Source organism: Marinobacter sp. NFXS9 (genome assembly GCF_040148665.1).
Classification (GTDB): domain Bacteria; phylum Pseudomonadota; class Gammaproteobacteria; order Pseudomonadales; family Oleiphilaceae; genus Marinobacter_A; species Marinobacter_A mangrovi.
The window spans coordinates 118096-136757 of the sequence record NZ_JAGDDW010000011.1 but is presented as its reverse complement, the minus strand read 5'-3'; the positions used below and the strand labels follow the sequence as shown (position 1 = coordinate 136757).

Genomic DNA, 18662 nt, shown 5'->3' with positions numbered 1-18662 from the left:
GAACAGGCGCTTGTTTCACACACAAGCGCCTGTTAATTTTTGTTACAGGTTGCGAACAGGCGCAGGGGAGGGCCGTCATGGCCAGGGACATCAAGCTCGGCTGGGATGTGGAATCGCTCAACAAGGCGTATCGCCAGGGCTATATGGCTTCAGTCATGGGCATGCCCCGAGAGCGCTGTCCCTACCGGGGCGAAGTGGTGATTGCGGCCTGGGAGGCGGGTTGGGAGGACGGCAACGACGCCCTCCAGCAGGAGCAACCCGGTGCCAGCGACCGGATCGCCTGACCTTCGGGGCGCCGGCCCCGTTGGATTAACTCCTGAGCGCTAGCGCTGCACCACAAAGGAGGTGAACAGCACGTCCATGATCTCGGCGCCGGTCTGTTCCTCTTCCAGCACCTTATTGAACGCCTCCAACGCCTTCTGGCGCAGGGCCTCCTGACCTTCCGGCTTCGACAGCTCTTCCAGTTTTTCCCGGGCCAGCAACATGACCATCTCGTGGCGTAACCGCGGTTCGTGGTCCTTGACCGCCGTTTCCGCCTCCTTAGACGCCACCCGCAGCGTGACCTCGGCCTTCACATAGCTGAGCCGGCCAGTGGACTGCCCGATGTTGGTGATGAACGGCGGGTCCATGGCCACATAGATCGACGGCGCCGGAGCGGCCTGCTCTTCCGCCGGGGCCTCGTCGGATGCTTCCTCTTCATCGGCTGCCTGGACAGAGACACTGGCGAGGCACATCAGGGCCAGGCCAATGGCGAAAACGAGGCGACGGAATGTCATGGGCTTGCAGTTCTCCTTGTAATCCTGTTGTATCGCATCTGACGGTCGGGAACCCCGGCAGAAAATGCCGGTCGATGAACCGGTTCCGTTACCGTGACACCCCAAATCGTGTGCGCCCAGAATAGCAGGCCGATGGAGATCAGCCCAGCCGGGTGCGCCCCAACCCAGCCCGTGAAGAGGACGCCATGCCTGGTCGACGTCTCGTTTTTCTTCTGATTTTCCTGGTGTGCGCTGCCTTGCTCGCCACCGCGTTCTACATGGAATACGTCATGCTGCTTGAGCCCTGTCCGCTCTGCTGGCTGCAGCGTATGGCACTGATGGCCGTTGGCGCGGTAGCGCTGTTGGCCGCCTTGCATGGTCCCAAGGGCTGGGGTGGGCGTATCTACGGTCTGGCGCTGGCGTTTTTCTCCATCCTGGGCACGGCGCTGGCGGCCCGACAGCTCTGGCTGCAAAGTCTCCCGGAAGAGCAGGTTCCGGCCTGCGGCCCGTCGGTGGACTATCTGCTCGAGGTCATGCCGCTGCGGGAAGTGCTGAGTATTGCCATGCGCGGTACCGGCGACTGCGCCGAAGTGGTCTGGCGCTTCCTGGGGCTGAGTATCCCGGGCTGGACGGCGATCTTCTTCGTGGCGCTGACCCTGCTGGGGCTGGCCATCCTGTTCGGCGCGTTTCGCCCCAAGGCGGCCGCTTACTGAGCCGATGTCGTGCAGCGACTCAATGAAACGCTTGCCCGGTTCGCCGGGGTTAGGGTAACGTCCTTAGCATAACGATAACGGAGGCTGGCCGGACCTTAAGCGAGTCGGCCTTGACGGAACAGAACCAGGGGGAGTCCATGCTGGAGAACGTTCAGAGTGCCAGGGAGCGATGGGGTGGTGTCAGCGATTTGATTGATCGCTGGCTGCGCGAACGACAGGATCTGATCGTCAAGTTCTGCGACGTGAGCGGAACCACTGAATTTTCGGATACCGGGGCCGTGCGGGCACGCTTTGTGGCGCTTTGTGATGTGCTGGTGGACTACGTGTCGGCCGGTCATTTCGAGGTTTACGAACAGCTGATCCAGGAAGCCAAGGAGTTCGACGACGGCGGCATGGAATTGGTGGCGAAGGTCTATCCCAAACTGGAAGAGATTACCGAGGTGGCGCTGTCCTTCAACGATCGCCTGAGCGGCGACGCCATGGCTGCGGAGGATCTGGAAGCGTTGATGGAGCCTCTGTCCCATCTGGGCGAGCAGCTGGAAACCCGCTTCGAGCTCGAGGATTTCCTGATCGAGCATTTGCACAACGTCCACGCCGACAAGATGATTTCGCCCTCTTCCGCGTGAAGCGATGCCTTCAGGTGCTCTTTTTCAGGGCCCGAAAGCAAAAGAGCCGGCTTTAAGCCGGCTCTTTGCGTTTCAGGCAGACGGATTGATTATTCGCCGTCTTCGCCGTCCTTCGGGTTGACCTTCAGCAGTTCCACATCGAAGATCAGGGTCTCGTTGGGACCGATGGAACGGTTGCCGCCCGGGCCGTAGGCCAGGTCAGACGGAATGTAGAACTTGTAGTGGCCGCCTTCTTCCATCAGCTGCAGGCCTTCGGTCCAGCCCGGAATCACCTGGTTCAGCTGGAACGTAACCGGCTTGCCGCGCTCCCGAGAGCTGTCGAACACGTCGCCGTTGATGAGCTCGCCGGTGTAGTGGACCTTCACGGTGTCGGACGCCTTGGGTTTCGGGCCGTCGCCTTCCTCGAGCACTTCGTACTGCAGGCCGGAATCGGTGGTGGTCACCTCGTCACGCTTGCCGTTCTTCTCCAGGAACGCCTCGCCCTCGGCCTTGTTTTTCTTGGCCATTTCCTGAACCTTGGCCATCTGTTGCTGCTGCATCTTCTTCTGGTATTCCTGCAGCGCCGCCTGGATTTCATCGCGGCTCATCCGGGCTGCGTCACCGCCTTTGTGGCCGTCCTTGATCCCCTCCAGGAATTGATCCATCTGCAGATCCGGCAGGTCGTGCTTCATGCGCTCGCCCAGCACCAGCCCCATGCCGTAGCTGACCTTCTGGTCCTGCGTGTCCAGGGCGGACTCGGCCGAGGCATTCATGGCGGTGAAGGCCGTCGCGGCTACCGTGCCGGCCAGGGCAAGCGAAATCAGGGATTTTTTCATGGAGTTTCCTTAGCTTCGAGGAGAGACCGAACCGGCCTGACGGGCGTAAGACGTCCGTTCAGGAAGCCAAGTTACGGGTGACTCCCGGTGTGTTTGTCGAAGAACCCCGATGGGCCGGCCTCGTCAGCTGGCCCGGCGGTTCCCTTTAATGGAAGGGCAAAGGTAACGCGTTTGGCGACACTGTGCCAATGACTGATGGGTAAGGAAGTCGGGACGACGTCCCAAAATTGACGTGTGCAAAGACGACGTCAGGGCGTCGCGGCATTTTGCGAACGACGAATGCCTTCGGCGCTGAGGGAATAGGGGGCCGAATAGGGGGATTGCCAGTCGGGTTCCGCCATCACTTCCGGCTGTGCGTTCAGGCGGCTGCCGGCCGGATCCACCGCCAGGGCGTTCCAGTTGCCGTCGGAAGGTGGCTTGTCGGCGTAGTGCCAGCTGCCGTCGGTGTCCTGCCATTTGAAGACGATGTCGGGCCCGGTATCCGGTACCGGATTGGGCACCACGCCTTCAAACGCCGGCACCGGTTCGGTGGTCGTGCTGGTGGTCTTGGGCGTCGGCTCCTTGATGCCGACGAACATCAGGACGATCAGCAGGCCGAGCGCGGGAAACGCCAGTCGGAAGGCCCAGCGGCGCATCATCATCGGGATTGGCTCCCTCGTGTCGTTGTCGCGTGCGCCGCGGGAATCGCGTCCCGCAATGCCTCAATCAGTCGGTTCATGCCAGCTTCGAGTAAGGTTGAGTGGTCCCCTTCCGGGGCCGCAGCGCGAAGGTTACGGATTAACAGGCCTTCATTATAGACCGAATTTGATGACATATTGTGACGGTCCTGAAGCCTGAGGGTGTAGATCCATGCCAGCTCGATTTGTTCCGCCTGCAATTCAGCGCCCTGGATGGATTCCCGTAATGCTTTGGTTGGAAAGGTTTTGTTCAGCGACTGGCGGAGTGTCCTGAGGCGTTCGGTGCAGTGTTGTCGCCATTGCCGGATGCTGTCCGGTTCCTCACCATCCCACGTTTGGCCCTCGATTGCCAACCACGTCGCTGTTAACAGGCGGGAGACCGAACACCCCTGCGCTTGCAGGGCGAGACTGGCCTGGGCCACCTCATTATTGGACCAGAGTTGCAGCGCCGTGCGCCATAGGGGATTGTCCAGCGTTAAATCCGATGGCGGTTCCATGAAAGCTCCGATGCGGGAGTGGCCCGATGCGATACGCATGTTTCACTGCAGCCGCCCGGCCAACAGCTCTGATAGAATGCGCGCATGCTGACACTATCGAATCTCAGTTTACAACGGGGCGGCCAATGGCTGCTAGAACGGACCTCGGCCACGATCCAGCCCGGACAGCGGGTGGCGATCGTCGGGGCCAATGGCGCGGGCAAGTCGAGCCTGTTCAGTCTGATCCTTGGCGAGCTGGCGCCCGAAGCCGGTGACGTCGACCTGCCCGGCGGCTGTCGGCTGGCCCATATGGCGCAGGAGGTGGACGCCACCGATCGCAGTGCGCGGGATTTCGTGCTGGATGGTGACATCGAGCTGCGCCGCCTGGAGCGAGCACTGGCGGTGGCTGAAGCCGATGGCGATGAGTTGGCCCAGGCCCGCATCCACGGCGAGCTGGATGTGCACGAAGCCTGGTCGGCATCGCGGCGGGCGGAAGCGCTGCTGCGCGGCCTGGGTTTTGCCGATGCGGATGCGGACCGGCCGGTTACGGCGTTCTCCGGGGGGTGGCGGATTCGCCTGAACCTCGCCCAGGCCCTGATGCGCCCGTCCGACCTGCTGCTGCTGGATGAGCCCACCAACCACCTGGATCTGGACGCCTGCTTCTGGCTGGAAAACTGGTTGCGCCGCTATCCGGGCACCTTGCTGTTTATTTCCCACGACCGGGATTTTATGGATCGGGTGGCGACCCACGTGCTGCATTTCGATCAGCGCGCGCTGGTCACCTACACCGGTAACTACACCGATTTCGAGACCCAGCGCAGCGAGCGCCTGGCCCAGCAGCAGGCCGGCTACGAGCGCCAGCAGGCCCGTATTGCCGAGATTGAACAGTTCATCACCCGTTTCAAGGCCAAGGCCACCAAAGCCCGCCAGGCGCAGAGCCGGATCAAGGCGCTGGAGCGCATGGAGCGGATCGCGCCGGCGCATGTGGATTCGCCGTTCGAGTTCCGTTTCCCGACAGCGGACAAGATCAGCAGCCCGCTGCTGTCTATCCGTAACGGCCAGGCCGGGCATGGCGACACGGTGATTCTGAACAACGTCAACTTGACGCTGTTGCCGGGCACGCGCCTGGGGCTGTTGGGACCGAACGGAGCTGGCAAGTCGACCCTGATCAATGCGTTGCTGGGCGGTAATGCCCTGCTTGCCGGCGAGCGCACCACCGGTGAACATCTGGCGGTCGGCTACTTTGCCCAGCATCAACTGGAGTCGCTGGATCTGGACGCCAGTCCGTTCCTGCACCTGCAGCGGGCCGCGCCCAAGGCGTCCGAGCAGTCGATTCGCAACTTTCTGGGCGGTTTCGGGTTTCATGGCGACGACGCGCTGGATCGCATCCGCAATTTCTCGGGCGGTGAGAAGGCGCGAGTGGCGCTGTCGTTGATCGCCTGGGCCAAGCCCAATCTCCTGTTACTCGATGAGCCTACCAACCACCTGGATCTGGAAATGCGCCAGGCCCTGACCATGGCGCTGCAGCAGTTTGACGGCGCGGTCGTGATCGTCTCCCACGATCGCCACCTGCTGCGCAACACTGTGGATGAATTCCTCATGGTCAATGAGGGTGTCGTTCGGGAGTATGAGGGCGATCTGGACGACTACGAACGCTGGCTGGCAGATCGACGAACCGACGACAACCGGGCGCCACGGCGTGACGCGTCGGAGAGCGAACCGGCACGTCCGGAAGTTGGCGAGAACGCCGATGACCGCAAGGCCCGTAAGCGGGCCGAAGCGGCGTTGCGCCAGAAGATGAGTCCCTATCGCAAGCGCCAGCAGCAGCTGGAAGCGCGGATGGCGGAACTGCAGAAGCAATTGGCGGCGCTGGAAGACACGCTGGGAGACGCCGGGCTCTACGAGGCGGCGCGCAAGGAAGAGCTCAAGGTCGCCCTGGGTAAACAGGCCCAGGCCAAAGGCGATCTTGAATCCGTCGAGATGGAGTGGCTGGACGTGTCCGAGACACTGGAGAGCCTGGAAGGCGAACTGTCCTGACCGGGGCGGTTCTGCCGCCCCGTTAGACCACGTTCAGCGTGAACTTCTGGCGAGCCAGGTAGTCCTTTTCGTTTTCCAGGTCGGCCCGGGTCAGCGGCCGCTCTTCCAGCCAGCCCTCGGCGAAGCTGACGGTCAGTTCGCTGGGACTGGTGATCTCGACTTTGAAGCCCGCGGGTTGTTCCATGTTGCGTGGGTGCTGGATCAGGTTGGCCAGCCGCAGCAGGATGCACAAACGTTGCAGCCTCGGTACATCGTCCTCGTCACATCCCTCAAACACCGCATTGGAAAACTTGCGCCGATGGCCTCGCACCAGGGTGGCCAGATTCTGCTGACCCTGCTGGGAAAACCCGGAGAGATCCGAATAACGCAGCAGGTAGGCGCCGTGCTTGTGGTACTGGCTGTGGGAGATGGTCAGGCCGATTTCGTGCAGGCGGCAGGCCCAGCGCAGCAGGTCTTCGTCGAATTCGGTGTTGATCTGCCAGGCTTCGGCGACTTGCCGGTAGGCGGCGATTGCCGTTTCCTCCACCGCCGCGGCATGTGACGTGTCGATGTCGTATCGGCCCTGCAGCGCCTGGGTGGTGCGCTCGCGCACATCCTCATGCTGGATGCGGCCGACAATGTCGTAGAGCAGGCCCTCGCGCAGGGCGCCATCGGTGTAGGTCATGGATTCGATCTCCAGTGACTCAAAGGCGGCCAGCAGTATCGCCAGGCCTGCGGGAAAGATGCTTTGCCGGTCCGCTCGGACGCCGAGGTCCGACAGCCGCTCGACGTTGCCCATATCCACCAGGCGCTGGCGCAGCTCGCGCAGCGCATCCAGTGTGATGGTGCCGTTGGTCAGCTTGAGGCTGGCCAGCACCGATGAAATCGCCTTGATCGACCCCGAGGAGCCCACCGCGCTCTGCCAGCCCAGGTGGCGGAAGCGGTGGCGAATGTTGAGCAGCTCCTGGGAGGCGTGGGTCACGGCCCTGTCCATTTGCTTGCGCGGGATCTTGCCATCCGGGAAATAGCGATTGCGGAACGACACGCAGCCCATGTGCAGGCTTTCCAGGGCCTGGGCTTCGAACCGTTCGCCGATGATGAACTCGGTGCTGCCTCCGCCGATGTCGATGACCAGGCGGCGACCGGTGTCGTCCGCGAGGGTGTGTGACACGCCCAGGTAGATCAGGCGGGCCTCCTCGCGGCCGGCGATGATTTCCACCGGGAAGCCCAGGACCGCTTCGGCCCGTTCCATGAATCGATTGGCATTACGGGCAACCCGAAGGGCGTTGGTGCCGACGATCTGGACCGCGGATGTCGGCATGCCCTGCAAACGCTGCGCGAAGCGGCTGAGGCAGTCCAGTCCGCGTTGCTGGGCGTCTTCGGTCAGGTTGTTGTCGGCGTCGAGGCCGGCGCCGAGCTGGACCTTTTCACCCATTTTCTCGACGGTGCGAATCTCACCGTGGATCAGGCGGGCAATCACCATATGGAAGCTGTTGGAGCCCATGTCGATGGCTGCCAGCAGCTCTGGCTCGGTGGCGGGGTTGGGGGCCGTCACGTGTCTTGAAATCCTCTTGCCAGGCCGTATATTGTGTGAGGCTCTTCATGGTGAACCGACACTGCGGGTAACTATAAGACAAACCCCGCCAACCTGTCAGTAGCGGATCCAAGTCCAGGGTCAGGAAGCCAGTGCCTGCCGGAGCGCGGGGACTTTCCGTCTGAGGGAACTTTCGCGTAAAGTTGAGTCGGTAGATTTCGACAGGGCCGGTCAGATGACGGGCCTTAAATGTTTGGAGCAGTGCGCCTGCCGGGCGCTGCCAACAGCAGGAAACAGTAATGAGCGGAAATATCGTAAACGTCACCGACGCTTCCTTTGAAGAAGACGTCCTGAAAGCCGACACCCCGGTCCTGGTGGACTACTGGGCCGAGTGGTGTGGTCCGTGCAAGATGATTGCACCGGTACTGGAAGAGATCGCCGAGGAATACGACGGCAAGCTGAAGATCTGCAAGCTCAACATCGACGAGAACGAGCAGACGCCGCCGAAGTTCAACATCCGCGGCATCCCGACGCTGATGCTGTTCAAGAACGGCAACGTGGACGCGACCAAGGTCGGTGCCCTGTCCAAGTCCCAGCTGGCGGCTTTCCTCGACAGCAATCTCTGATCTGTCGACGATCGGGCATACCAACCGATGAAAGGCCATCTCCTGACTGCCAGGAGGTGGCTTTTTTGTGGGCGGCAAAGGTAGGTTGGGCTGACGAAGGAAGCCCAACAGGCCGGCTGAAACCCGGAGCCTGAAGCCAATGCATGCCATCGCTTCGATCAGAGCTTTGCGGAAGTCGCGGGGAGCATGAGTCATGGTAGGTGACCCTATTCATTGGTGCGGAATCATAAGGCGATGCCCGATCCAGAGACCCAAATAACCCTGTGCGGACTGATCCTTGCCGGCGGCCGTGCCCGGCGTCTGGGAGGCGTGGAAAAAGGTCTGGCCGATTGGCAGGGGCGCCCCCTGGTTGCGACCGCAGTGGAGGCCTTGCGCCCCCATTGTGGCACCCTGCTGATCAGCGCCAATCGCCGTCTCTCTGACTACCGGTCCTGTTCTGACAAGGTGATCAGCGACGCCCCCGAGTTTGACGATGCGGGGCCGCTGGCCGGCTTGCTGTCGGGATTACGGTGTGCCCGGGAACTGGGCTTTTTCGGTGTGCTGGTGATGCCCTGCGATACACCGGCGGTCACCGCCGACATCATGGGCGAATTGGCCGAGTCGGCCCGGCAGGACCCGCAGCGCATTGTGCTGGCGCGAGTGAGCGATCGCTTACACCCACTTCACGGGTACTATCCGGCGCATCTGGTCGACGCGTTACAACGGGATCTGGAACAGGGTGGGCGTAAAGTGATGGCGTTTGCCGGGGCGCAGGATCCCCGCTATCTGGACCTGTCTGTCGAGCCGGAGACTTTCCGTAATCTGAATGCGCCGGAGGATTGGCGCTGAACCGGGCTCACTGATCGTTTTGCCAGCTTTCCGCCTTGTCCCGGTCGCTGGCTTTCTGCTCTACCCAGTGGGATTCCCCGTCCACCGTGATTTCCTTCTTCCAGAACGGAGCGGAGGTTTTCAGGGCATCCATCAGAAATTCGCAGGCTGCGAATGCATCCCCCCGATGGGCGCTGGCCACACCGACGAAGACGATCTGTTCGCCCAGGGCGAGTTCTCCCACTCTGTGAATCACCCGCACCGCCTGGATGGACCAGCGCTCGCGGGCCTGGTTGACCAGATCCTCGATCACCGATTCGGTCATGCCCGGATAATGCTCCAGGAACAGGGCGCGAACGTCCTGGCGGTCACCACTGGTCCGGACCAGGCCGGTAAAGGTGGCGATGGCACCGGTATCGCCGGCATCGGCCAGCGCCCGGGTCTGCTCACCAATATTGAAGTCTTCGGTCTGGATGCGAATCATGACTTGGTCCTAACCGCCGGTCACGGGCGGAAACAGGGCCACTTCATCGCCCGGTGACAGGGGCTGCGTCGGGCGCGCCATGGTCTGGTTGACGGCGATCATGACCGGCTGCTCGCCTTGCAGGACATCCCAGGGGGCGCCGCGGCTGGCGAGGCTCCCAATCACATCGGCTACCGTGCCCTGAGTGCTGATCGGCAGTTCCAGTTCATCCGTCTGCAGGGTCTCGCGCAGGCGGGCGAAGAATTTTACGGTCACGGTATCGCTCATGGTCAGCCCAGAAGATCAGTGAATGACAGAAAGGTCAGCGGGTCGCCCCGTTTGATCGTACGCTCTTCCGGCACGACCGCCAGGCCTTCGGCCCAACAGGCCGAGCTTAACATGCCCGAGCTCTGGTTGGGGTAGGCTTCGATCCAAGCCTGGCCATCCTGCAGCACGCGCCGGGCCCGGACAAATTCGCGCCGGGGCGAGGCGCGTTCCACGGCGAAATCGGCCGGCAGTTGCGGAAAGGCCGGCTGTAAGTCGGCAGCGCCCTGCAGGCGACGGATGAACGGCGCGGCGACGATCAGGAACGTCACCAGCACCGCCGCCGGATTGCCCGGCAGTCCCAGCATCGGCGTGTCGCCCACGTGGCCGAAGGCCAGCGGTTTGCCGGGTTTGAGTGCCAGACGCCACAGGGCCACATCGCCCAGGGATTCCATCGCGGCGCGGACATGGTCTTCTTCGCCGACGGAGACGCCGCCGCTCGACAGGATCAGGTCCGCTTCGCGCCCGGCCCGTTCCAGGGCGCTCAGTGTCGCCTCGCGGGTGTCCGCCACATCGCCGAGGTCGATCACCTCGCAGTGCATCTGCTGGAGCAGGGCATCCAGGGTGAAGCGATTGGTGTTGTAGATTTTGCCCGGTGGCAGCGGTTCGCCGGGCGGGACCAGTTCGTCACCGGTGGTCAGGATGGCGACCCGAACCGGACGGCGCACCGGCACTTCCGCAATGCCGAGGGAGGCCAGCAAACCCAGCTCCTGCGGCCGCAGGCGAGTGCCGGCACTGAGGGCAACGGCGCCGGCCTTGAGATCCTGGCCCCGGGGGCGGATATTCTGGCCGCTCTCCGGCTGTTGCGAGGTGTGCAGTCCGGCATCGTCGACGGAGACGTTTTCCTGCATCAGGACCGCGTCAGCGCCTTCGGGGACCGAGGCCCCGGTGAAGATGCGGGCAGCGCTGCCGGGCGCCAGGGATTTCGGAGCGACGCCGGCGGGAATGCGCTGGCTCACAGGCAGGGGTTGATCGGTCAGATCCGCGATGCATACGGCGTAGCCGTCCACAGCACTGTTGTCGGCCGGGGGCACGTCAGCCGGGACGGATTGGTCGGTCGCGAGGATCCGCCCCAGCGCGTGACGTAATGGTAATGTTTCCGTACCGGCGACGATATGTGCCTGAGGCAGCAGTTGGGCCAGGGCGTCGTCGAGCGAGGTGAGGCCGTCAGTGGGACCCATGATCGCTTCCCGTGTCCAGGCTTTCGTCCAGGCGATGCACCGGCTTCTCCGGCTTGCGGTTGACCAGTGCCGAGAAATTGCAGGGGCGGTGGCGGCTGTCCAGCTGTTCCTTCAGGATCTTGTCCCAGCCCAGAGTGCAGGCGCCCGTCGAGCCGGGCAGGCAGAACACCACGGTGTTGTTGGACAGTCCGCCCACGGCGCGGGACTGGATGGTGGAGGAGCCGATGTCGTCGGCCGACAGGCGGCGGAATTCTTCGCCGAAGCCATCGATTTCCTTGTCGAACAGTGGCTTGACCGCTTCCGGGGTGCTGTCGCGCTCATGGAAACCGGTGCCGCCGGTGATCATGACGACCTGGATGCGGTTGTCGGCGATCCAGCGGGCGATCAGGGCGCGGATCAGGTAGATGTCGTCCGGAAGCAGGCGGCGTTCGAGGACCCGGTGGCCTGCGGCGTTGGCCTGGTCGGTCAGGTACTGGCCGGACGTGTCTTCCGCGGGGCTGCGGCTGTCGGAAACCGTCAGGATGGCGACGTTCAGTGGTAAGAAGGTGTCGGACTTTGCCATGGATCAAATTTTTCCAATTCCGGGGGCCTGAATAGACCGAAAATCAACGGTTGGCTTGCTACGGGTTGAAAAACGCGCTATATCGTAAGGACGTGCCAACCAGTATCCTGTTGTCACCGCAATTTTGGAAGGGGTGGTAATGGCCAAACTTGTTGCTATAATGGCCGGCACGTTTACACGCTTCCATTTGAAAAAGCCGTATTGGCGCCCGCCTCACGGTTTCTGTCCCAATATTTAAAAGCATCACGTTACGTCCAGGGGCTGCCCCCTGTCTTCGCAAACCTGATTGATATTCCATTCCAATTCGTCACAAACAAAATATGAACCTTACCGAACTCAAGCAGAAACCCGTTCCCGAGCTGCTGGATATTGCCCAGGAAATGGGACTCGATAATCTGGCCCGTTCTCGCAAGCAGGATGTCATCTTCTCGATTCTGAAGAAGCACGCCAAAAGTGGCGAGGACATCTACGGGGACGGCGTGCTGGAGATCCTCCAGGACGGCTTTGGCTTCCTGCGTTCCGCCGACGCGTCTTACCTGGCGGGACCGGACGACATTTACGTGTCACCGAGCCAGATCCGCCGTTTCAACCTGCGTACAGGCGATACCATTGCCGGCAAGATCCGTCCCCCGAAGGACGGCGAGCGTTATTTCGCTCTGCTCAAGGTCAACGAGATCAACTTCGACAAGCCGGACAATGCCCGTAACAAGATCCTGTTCGAAAACCTGACGCCGCTGTTCCCGGATGAGCGCCTGACGCTCGAAGCCGGTAACGGCAGTACCGAGGATCTGTCCTCCCGGGTTCTCGACCTGGTGGCGCCCATTGGTAAAGGCCAGCGTGGCCTGATCGTGTCGCCGCCGAAAGCGGGTAAGACGCTGCTGATGCAGGGCATCGCCCAGTCGATCACCCGCAACAATCCGGAGTGCCACGTGATGGTGCTGCTGATTGACGAGCGGCCGGAGGAAGTGACCGAGATGCAGCGGACCGTCCGCGGCGAGGTCATCGCCTCGACGTTCGACGAGCCGCCGGCCCGTCACGTTCAGGTTGCGGAAATGGTGATCGAAAAGGCCAAGCGGCTGGTCGAGCACAAGAAAGATGTGGTAATCCTGCTGGATTCCATCACCCGTCTGGCCCGTGCCTACAACACCGTGATCCCGTCCTCGGGTAAAGTCCTCACCGGTGGTGTCGACGCCCACGCCCTGGAGAAGCCCAAGCGTTTCTTCGGTGCCGCGCGTAACGTCGAGGAAGGCGGCAGCCTGACCATCCTGGCGACCGCGCTGGTCAACACCGGCTCCAAGATGGACGAGGTCATCTACGAGGAATTCAAGGGCACCGGTAACATGGAAGTCCACCTGGACCGCAAGATTGCCGAGAGACGTACCTATCCGGCCATCAACATCCGCAGCTCCGGCACACGTCGGGAAGATCTGCTGATGAGCGAAGCGGACATCCAGCGGATCTGGATCCTGCGCAAGCTGTTGCACTCCATGGACGACGACACCGCCGCCCTGGAGTTCCTGCTGGACAAGCTGCGCGATACCAAGACCAACGATGAATTCTTCCAGTCCATGAAGAAGCGCTGATCGCGCCCGCGCCCCTGCCGTTCACCGAGCGACAGGGGCGCTGTCCATTCTGCGAACCCAATTCCCCGACTGCCTTCCCCGGTGATCAACAGGCCAGGACTGCCGCATGAAATACGACGATCTGCGTGATTTTATCGACCAGCTGGAAAAGCTGGGCGAGCTCAAGCGAATCAAGACGGAAGTCGACCCCTACCTGGAAATGACCGAGATCTGCGACCGCACCCTGCGTGCCGGTGGCCCGGCGCTGCTGTTCGAGAACCCCAAGGGGTATGACATGCCCGTGTTGGGCAATCTGTTCGGCACACCTCGGCGGGTGGCGCTCGGCATGGGGCAGGAGGATGTGGAAAGTCTGCGGGAAGTGGGCAAACTGCTGGCCTTCCTCAAGGAGCCGGATCCCCCCAAAGGATTCAGGGACGCCTGGGAAAAGCTGCCGATCTTCAGGCAGGTGATGCAGATGGGGCCGAAGGTCCGTCGCTCGGCGCCGTGCCAGGACGTAGTCATCGAGAAGGACGATGTTGATCTGTATAAGATCCCGATCCAGCATTGCTGGCCCGGGGATGCCGGGCCCCTGGTGACCTGGCCGCTGGTGATTACCCGCGGGCCACACAAGGAGCGCCAGAATCTGGGGATTTACCGACAGCAGCTGATTGGTCGCAACCGGCTGATCATGCGCTGGCTGAGCCATCGCGGCGGAGCGCTGGATTTCCAGGAGTGGCAGAAGGCCCATCCGGGCGAGCCGTTCCCGGTGGCCGTCGCGCTGGGCGCGGATCCGGCGACCATCCTCGGTGCGGTGACGCCGGTGCCGGACAGTCTGTCCGAATACGCCTTTGCCGGGCTGTTGCGGGGCAGCCGGACCGAACTGGTCAAGGCGGGTTTGTCGGAGCTGCAGATTCCGGCCAGTGCGGAGATCGTACTGGAAGGGTTTATCTATCCCGACGATACCGCGCCGGAAGGGCCGTTCGGTGATCACACCGGGTATTACAACGAGGTGGAGACCTTCCCGGTGTTCACCGTGGAGCGGGTCACCCACCGCAAGAACCCGATTTATCACAGCACCTACACCGGGCGCCCGCCGGATGAGCCGGCGATCCTTGGTCTGGCGCTGAATGAGGTCTTCGTGCCGATCCTGCAGAAGCAGTTTCCGGAAATCGTCGACTTCTACCTGCCGCCGGAGGGCTGCTCCTACCGCATGGCAGTGGTGACCATGCGCAAGCAGTATGCCGGCCATGCCAAACGTGTGATGATGGGCGTATGGTCGTTCCTGCGGCAGTTCATGTACACCAAGTTCGTGATCGTCACCGACGACGATGTGAACGCGCGCGACTGGAACGATGTCATCTGGGCCATCACCACGCGAATGGATCCGGTGCGGGACACCACGATGGTCGAGAATACGCCCATCGATTATCTGGATTTCGCCTCGCCGGTGGCCGGGCTGGGCTCCAAGATGGGGCTGGATGCCACCACCAAGTGGCCGGGCGAGACTGACCGGGAGTGGGGTCGTCCCATCGCCATGGATCCGGCCGTGAAGGAACGGGTCGATGCCATCTGGTCCGAACTGGGGATTGATGCCCCGGAACGCTGAACCGCCGACGCAGGTCCGGATTATGCCGGCCGGTCTGGAGTTTACCGCCTCATCCGGGGACGATCTGCTGACGGCAGCCCGCCGGGCGGGTGTGGCCGTTCGCTGGTCCTGTCGCAATGGGGTCTGCGAACTATGCGAAGCCCGGTTACTATCGGGACGGGTCTTCAATACCCGGACCCGCCAAGACGAACATCCGTCCGCGACCGTCATGCTGTGTCGATGCCAGCCGCGCGGACCGGTTGAACTGGAGATTGAGGAGGTTATGGCTGCAGGTTCCAATACGCCCCAACAGGTGCAGGCAAATGTCCGGGACATCACCCCGCTAAGTCACGATGTGTATCGGGTGACCCTGGACCTGCCGCGTCGCCGTGAGCTTGATTTCCACGCCGGCCAGTACCTGTCGGTGCGCCTGCCGGGCGCCGAGCCGTCCTATTTCTCCATCGCCAGCAGTCCGACGGCCTCTTCGATCGAGCTGCATGTGCAGGCCGGCACGGATTGGGCCACGGCGCTGAAGGTGATGGAGGCGTTTCGTGATCCGGGTCAGGTGACCCTGGAATTGCCGCACGGCAAGGCTTGCCTGGCCCAGGAGCCCACCAAACCGCTGATTCTGATCGCCGCCGGTACTGGCTTCGCCCAGATGAAAAGCATCGTGGATTACCTGCGCGAGACCGACTGCAAGCAACCGGTCTTCCTGTACTGGGGGGTACGCCGGCACGAGGACATGTACCTGCGCTCCCTGGCCTGGGAGTGGCACGAGGAGTGGCCGGGCTTTGCCTTCTTCCCGGTGGTGGGTGACGACGCCGACAACGACTGGAGCGGCCATCACGACCAGTTGGTCCGCGCGGTTCTGGCTGGTGGCTACGAGTGGCCGGAAGTCGAGGTGATGGCCAGCGGTTCCCCGCCGATGGTCTACACGCTGATGGACGCGCTGCTGGAAGCGGGGCTGCCGGAATCCGCCTTCTATTCGGATGTGCTGGAGTATGCGCCGCGGAGCTAGGGTTCAGAAAGTATGCGTGGGGCTTGGCTCTTTAATGTAGCCGACGCTTCAGCTTCGGAGGAGCCGCAAGGCTCCTTTGTTGTTTCTGGACCTCGCGAAATCCAGGGCTGGCCTGCGGCCAGCTCCGAAGTTAAAGAGGCTGTTGCAGAAGCCCCAGTATTCCAAAAGTTGCGTCGTACACTCCCTCTCCCCTCGAGGGAGAGGGGAGGCGCCGTCAGGCGCCCTTCTATAGCAGGCGATTATCTCCGGCGAGCCTTTTACCCGAAAGCTATTGCAACACCCTCTAAAGTATCGGCTACACGCTCGCGTTAGCTTGGTCCGACAAGGCGCGGCGCTAACGGCATCCGGTAGGTTGGGCTGACGCAGGAAGCCCAACAAATGACCGCTATTGGCGATGTCTCGCCGAACCCATTGCTTGGTACGCCCCCACCAACGCCCATGTTTGGCCAAAATCCGGATGGCCCCGTGTTCGTTTCATGTTGGGCTTCCTTTGTCAGCCCAACCTACAGGCTCACCACATCCTGCGACAGGCCCGTTACGCCTTCGGCATCGGCAGGTTGGGCAGACCGCTGTCCTTCAGCATGCTTTGCAGCAGCATCTGGTTGCTCTCTTCCTCATGCCCCATATGGGCATTCAGACGGGCCAGTTCGGCGATGGTCTCGGTGTTGCGCTTCAGACGCAGGCTGGTCTCGAAGTATTCCCGCGCTTTCCCCCACAGCTCGTTACGCAGGCTCAGACGACCCAGCGCCAGCAGCAGCTCCGGGTTGTTCGGGCGGTCCTGGAGCCAGCGTTCGGCGGCCAGCAGTTGCTCGTCCGGCTTTTCGCCTTCGATGCGGCCATACAGGTTGACCAGCTCGTCGCTCCAGTGATTCCGCAAGACCTTGCGCAGCAGGGTTTCCGCCTGGGCCTCGTCGCCCAGCAGGGCAAGGTTGCGGGCATACTCGTGGATGGTGAACTCGTCACGGCGCATAGAGCCGGGCAGCTCGTCCCAGAGCTGGATCAACGGGCTCAGGTCGCGTGCCCCCGGGCTTTGACGGCGAATGTCATCGGCAGCCCGGTGCAACAGGTTGTGCCAGGCCTTGCGCTCCAGGGTTTGCAATTCTTCCGCGTCGGCCAGATCCCGCTTGCGCAGCTCCGGAATCAGCGAGGACAGCTCCTTCCAGTCTTCCAGGGCCTCGTAGACGGTGCGCAGCAGTTTCAGCACGAACGGATGATGCGGCGCCTGCTTGCGCAGCCGGATCAGCGTGGCCAGAGCCTGTTCGTAACGCTGGCCGGCAATCTGCAGCTGGGCCTGGGTGATGCCGACGGCGAGATCCGAGCCCGGCGTGCTCTCGAAGGCCTTACGCAGCAAATCATCGACGGCGTCGTGATCGTCGCATTCAAAGGCACACTGGGCGGCGGCCAGATAGTTGATCAGCGGCGTATCCGCCTTGCCGGCCGAGGCCTCCAGCAGTTTGCGACCGCGCGGCCAGTTGCCTTCGGCAAGGGCCAGCAACCCCTGGGTCGTCCGACGCCGGGCGCGGCGTTCGGCACTCTGGTTGAGCCAGGTGCTGACCAGGCCGGAGCCGCTGCGCAGGCGGCGGGCTGTGACCAGGATCATCTGGATAACGAGCGTGATCACGAGGATCAGCAGCACGCCAATCCAGAAATTGGTCTCGATCAGATAGTTGCCCAGGCTGATGCGGATATAGCCGCTGTCGTATTGCAGGCCGAGGCTGAGCAGCGCGCCGATCAGCAGCGCGGCCAGCAGCAGGATGAAGACCTTCCTCATGACGCGTCGCCCGCCTTATCCCCGGCCGGGGCACTGTCGGATTTCTCGTTGTCGGCCGGCTTGGTCTCGCCGCTGGTGGCGTTCAGGCGCCCTTCCAGGCGGGCCTTGAGCAGCGTCAGGGACTGGCTGATGTCCGGCAACGCTGGGTTGATGTCCTTGCCCGACAGTTCGCCCAGTGTGTCACGCAGGCCGACCACTTTGCTGTGGCTGCCGTCGTACCAGGTGTTCAGCCAATCGGTGGCCTTCTTCAGGGCCTGGTTGTAGAGCGTCTGGTTGCCCCGCAGGACGGCGAGCTGGGCCTCTTCCAGCATCAGGCGCATGTTCAGGCGTACGTAGGCGCTCTGGTCCGGCGACAGCAGGGGCTTGACCGGCTCGTCCAGGCGGCGGATGGCGATGGCTTCGCTCAGAGTACCCTTGATCTGGGCCCAGCCTTTGGCAAGAGCACCGCGCTCTTCGGTCTTTTCGGGATCCTGCGACATCGTCTGGGTGTAGTCGGCGCTGGCGTCCATGGCCAGGGCGCTGTCGCTCAGCTTGCCGATGGAGTCGATGGCCGCTTCCAGTTGGAGATAGAGACCGGTCTTGTCGACCCCCGCCACGCTCTTGAGGGAGAGGATTTCCTGGGCCACCTGTTTGCGGACCGGGTAGCTGCCGGGATCGTCGGTTTTTTCCAGCACGTCATCCGCCGCCTTGAGGGCAGACAGCGCGCCGCGGTAGTCCTTTTCCACCTGCAAGCGCTGGTTGGCAATGCGTAGCAGGTATTCTGCTTCGGCCAGGAGCCAGTCGGTGCGGGTGCGATTACCGGCTTCCAGCAGGGTGCGGGCGTTGTGATCGATCTGCCGGCGCATGTCGCTGATCAGTTTGGCCTGATCCGTCACATCCCCCTGCAGCGACTGGATGCGCTCGCGCAGCTGGCCGCCGGACTGGCTGTAATCCCGGTCCAGGCGCTCGGTGGTGGCGTCTAGGTAGTTCAGGGATTGCTGCAAGGCCTGTTGCTGCTGCCACAGGTGCCAACTCCATAGGCCCAGTCCGATGACGGCGATCAGTGCAATCACGGCAATCAGCCAGAGCGGCCAGAGGCGGCGGGGTTGCTGTGGGGTCGAATTGACCGGGGCCGGCAGGTTAGTCGTAGAGTCAGTCACAGGCGTCCTTAC

The 18662-nt window shown here is 62.5% G+C and carries 20 protein-coding genes; 9 read left to right on the top strand and 11 right to left on the bottom strand.

Features of this window, described 5'->3' with window-relative positions:
* Positions 1-77 precede the first annotated feature (77 nt).
* Complete coding sequence (gene rmf, locus J3364_RS16605) at positions 78-284, top strand: ribosome modulation factor (RefSeq protein ID WP_123636625.1); 207 nt, start codon at positions 78-80, stop codon at positions 282-284.
* A gap of 39 nt (positions 285-323) precedes the next feature.
* On the opposite strand, the gene J3364_RS16600 is transcribed toward rmf, so the two are convergent.
* Positions 324-776 (bottom strand): flagellar basal body-associated FliL family protein, encoded by a 453-nt coding sequence (locus tag J3364_RS16600; protein WP_349559360.1) that lies wholly within the window; start codon positions 774-776, stop codon positions 324-326.
* A 185-nt stretch (positions 777-961) separates the two neighbouring features.
* On the opposite strand from J3364_RS16600, the gene J3364_RS16595 reads away from it, so the two are divergent.
* Complete coding sequence (locus J3364_RS16595) at positions 962-1468, top strand: disulfide bond formation protein B (RefSeq protein WP_349559359.1); 507 nt, start codon at positions 962-964, stop codon at positions 1466-1468.
* Between the two features lie 137 nt (positions 1469-1605).
* Positions 1606-2094 carry a sigma D regulator gene (gene rsd, locus J3364_RS16590; protein ID WP_349559375.1) on the top strand — a complete coding sequence of 163 codons (489 nt, stop codon included), beginning with the start codon at positions 1606-1608 and terminating at the stop codon, positions 2092-2094.
* A gap of 89 nt (positions 2095-2183) precedes the next feature.
* Here rsd and bamJ read toward each other — a convergent pair whose 3' ends face one another.
* From bamJ to J3364_RS16575, 3 genes are all read right to left on the bottom strand, one after another.
* A complete protein-coding gene (gene bamJ, locus J3364_RS16585) occupies positions 2184-2909 on the bottom strand; it encodes a BamJ family beta-barrel-assembly machinery protein (RefSeq protein WP_349559358.1) in 726 nt (241 codons plus the stop codon).
* Positions 2910-3157: 248 nt separating this feature from the next.
* Complete coding sequence (locus J3364_RS16580) at positions 3158-3550, bottom strand: DUF4124 domain-containing protein (protein WP_317848736.1); 393 nt, start codon at positions 3548-3550, stop codon at positions 3158-3160.
* Complete coding sequence (locus tag J3364_RS16575) at positions 3547-4083, bottom strand: TIGR02444 family protein (RefSeq protein WP_349559357.1); 537 nt, start codon at positions 4081-4083, stop codon at positions 3547-3549. The genes J3364_RS16580 and J3364_RS16575 overlap by 4 nt, the downstream gene beginning before the upstream one ends.
* A gap of 84 nt (positions 4084-4167) precedes the next feature.
* Between J3364_RS16575 and J3364_RS16570 the strand changes: the two genes are divergently transcribed.
* Positions 4168-6099: an ATP-binding cassette domain-containing protein gene (locus J3364_RS16570; protein ID WP_349559356.1), complete on the top strand. Its 1932-nt coding sequence runs from the start codon at positions 4168-4170 to the stop codon at positions 6097-6099.
* Positions 6100-6121: 22 nt separating this feature from the next.
* Here the strand turns inward: J3364_RS16570 and ppx are convergent, their stop codons facing one another.
* Positions 6122-7633, bottom strand: coding sequence for an exopolyphosphatase (gene ppx, locus J3364_RS16565; protein ID WP_349559355.1), 1512 nt, complete (start codon positions 7631-7633; stop codon positions 6122-6124).
* A 278-nt stretch (positions 7634-7911) separates the two neighbouring features.
* On the opposite strand from ppx, the gene trxA reads away from it, so the two are divergent.
* Positions 7912-8238, top strand: coding sequence for a thioredoxin TrxA (gene trxA, locus J3364_RS16560; protein WP_111493780.1), 327 nt, complete (start codon positions 7912-7914; stop codon positions 8236-8238).
* A 234-nt stretch (positions 8239-8472) separates the two neighbouring features.
* Positions 8473-9066, top strand: a complete 594-nt coding sequence (mobA, locus tag J3364_RS16555; RefSeq protein WP_349559354.1) for a molybdenum cofactor guanylyltransferase MobA — start codon at positions 8473-8475, stop codon at positions 9064-9066.
* Between the two features lie 7 nt (positions 9067-9073).
* Here the strand turns inward: mobA and moaE are convergent, their stop codons facing one another.
* The 4 genes from moaE to moaB are packed head-to-tail and all read right to left on the bottom strand — an operon-like array spanning position 9074 to position 11575.
* Positions 9074-9529 carry a molybdopterin synthase catalytic subunit MoaE gene (gene moaE / locus J3364_RS16550; protein WP_349559353.1) on the bottom strand — a complete coding sequence of 152 codons (456 nt, stop codon included), beginning with the start codon at positions 9527-9529 and terminating at the stop codon, positions 9074-9076.
* 9 nt (positions 9530-9538) lie between these two features.
* A complete protein-coding gene (gene moaD / locus J3364_RS16545) occupies positions 9539-9796 on the bottom strand; it encodes a molybdopterin converting factor subunit 1 (protein WP_349559352.1) in 258 nt (85 codons plus the stop codon).
* Positions 9797-9798: 2 nt separating this feature from the next.
* Positions 9799-11013 (bottom strand): molybdopterin molybdotransferase MoeA, encoded by a 1215-nt coding sequence (locus tag J3364_RS16540; RefSeq protein WP_349559351.1) that lies wholly within the window; start codon positions 11011-11013, stop codon positions 9799-9801.
* Positions 11000-11575 (bottom strand): molybdenum cofactor biosynthesis protein B, encoded by a 576-nt coding sequence (moaB, locus tag J3364_RS16535; RefSeq protein WP_349559350.1) that lies wholly within the window; start codon positions 11573-11575, stop codon positions 11000-11002. The genes J3364_RS16540 and moaB overlap by 14 nt, the downstream gene beginning before the upstream one ends.
* A 320-nt stretch (positions 11576-11895) precedes the next feature.
* Between moaB and rho the strand changes: the two genes are divergently transcribed.
* From rho to J3364_RS16520, 3 genes are all read left to right on the top strand, one after another.
* Positions 11896-13158, top strand: coding sequence for a transcription termination factor Rho (rho, locus tag J3364_RS16530; RefSeq protein WP_123636636.1), 1263 nt, complete (start codon positions 11896-11898; stop codon positions 13156-13158).
* A 106-nt stretch (positions 13159-13264) separates the two neighbouring features.
* Positions 13265-14743, top strand: a complete 1479-nt coding sequence (gene ubiD, locus J3364_RS16525; protein ID WP_349559349.1) for a 4-hydroxy-3-polyprenylbenzoate decarboxylase — start codon at positions 13265-13267, stop codon at positions 14741-14743.
* A complete protein-coding gene (locus J3364_RS16520; protein ID WP_349559348.1) occupies positions 14700-15740 on the top strand; it encodes a 2Fe-2S iron-sulfur cluster-binding protein in 1041 nt (346 codons plus the stop codon). Before ubiD ends, J3364_RS16520 begins: the two co-directional genes overlap by 44 nt.
* A 535-nt stretch (positions 15741-16275) precedes the next feature.
* Here J3364_RS16520 and J3364_RS16515 read toward each other — a convergent pair.
* Together J3364_RS16515 and J3364_RS16510 are read right to left on the bottom strand one after the other, a co-directional pair.
* Positions 16276-17511 (bottom strand): heme biosynthesis HemY N-terminal domain-containing protein, encoded by a 1236-nt coding sequence (locus J3364_RS16515; protein ID WP_349559347.1) that lies wholly within the window; start codon positions 17509-17511, stop codon positions 16276-16278.
* A complete protein-coding gene (locus J3364_RS16510; RefSeq protein WP_349559346.1) occupies positions 17508-18650 on the bottom strand; it encodes a uroporphyrinogen-III C-methyltransferase in 1143 nt (380 codons plus the stop codon). Before J3364_RS16510 ends, J3364_RS16515 begins: the two co-directional genes overlap by 4 nt.
* Positions 18651-18662 lie beyond the last annotated feature (12 nt).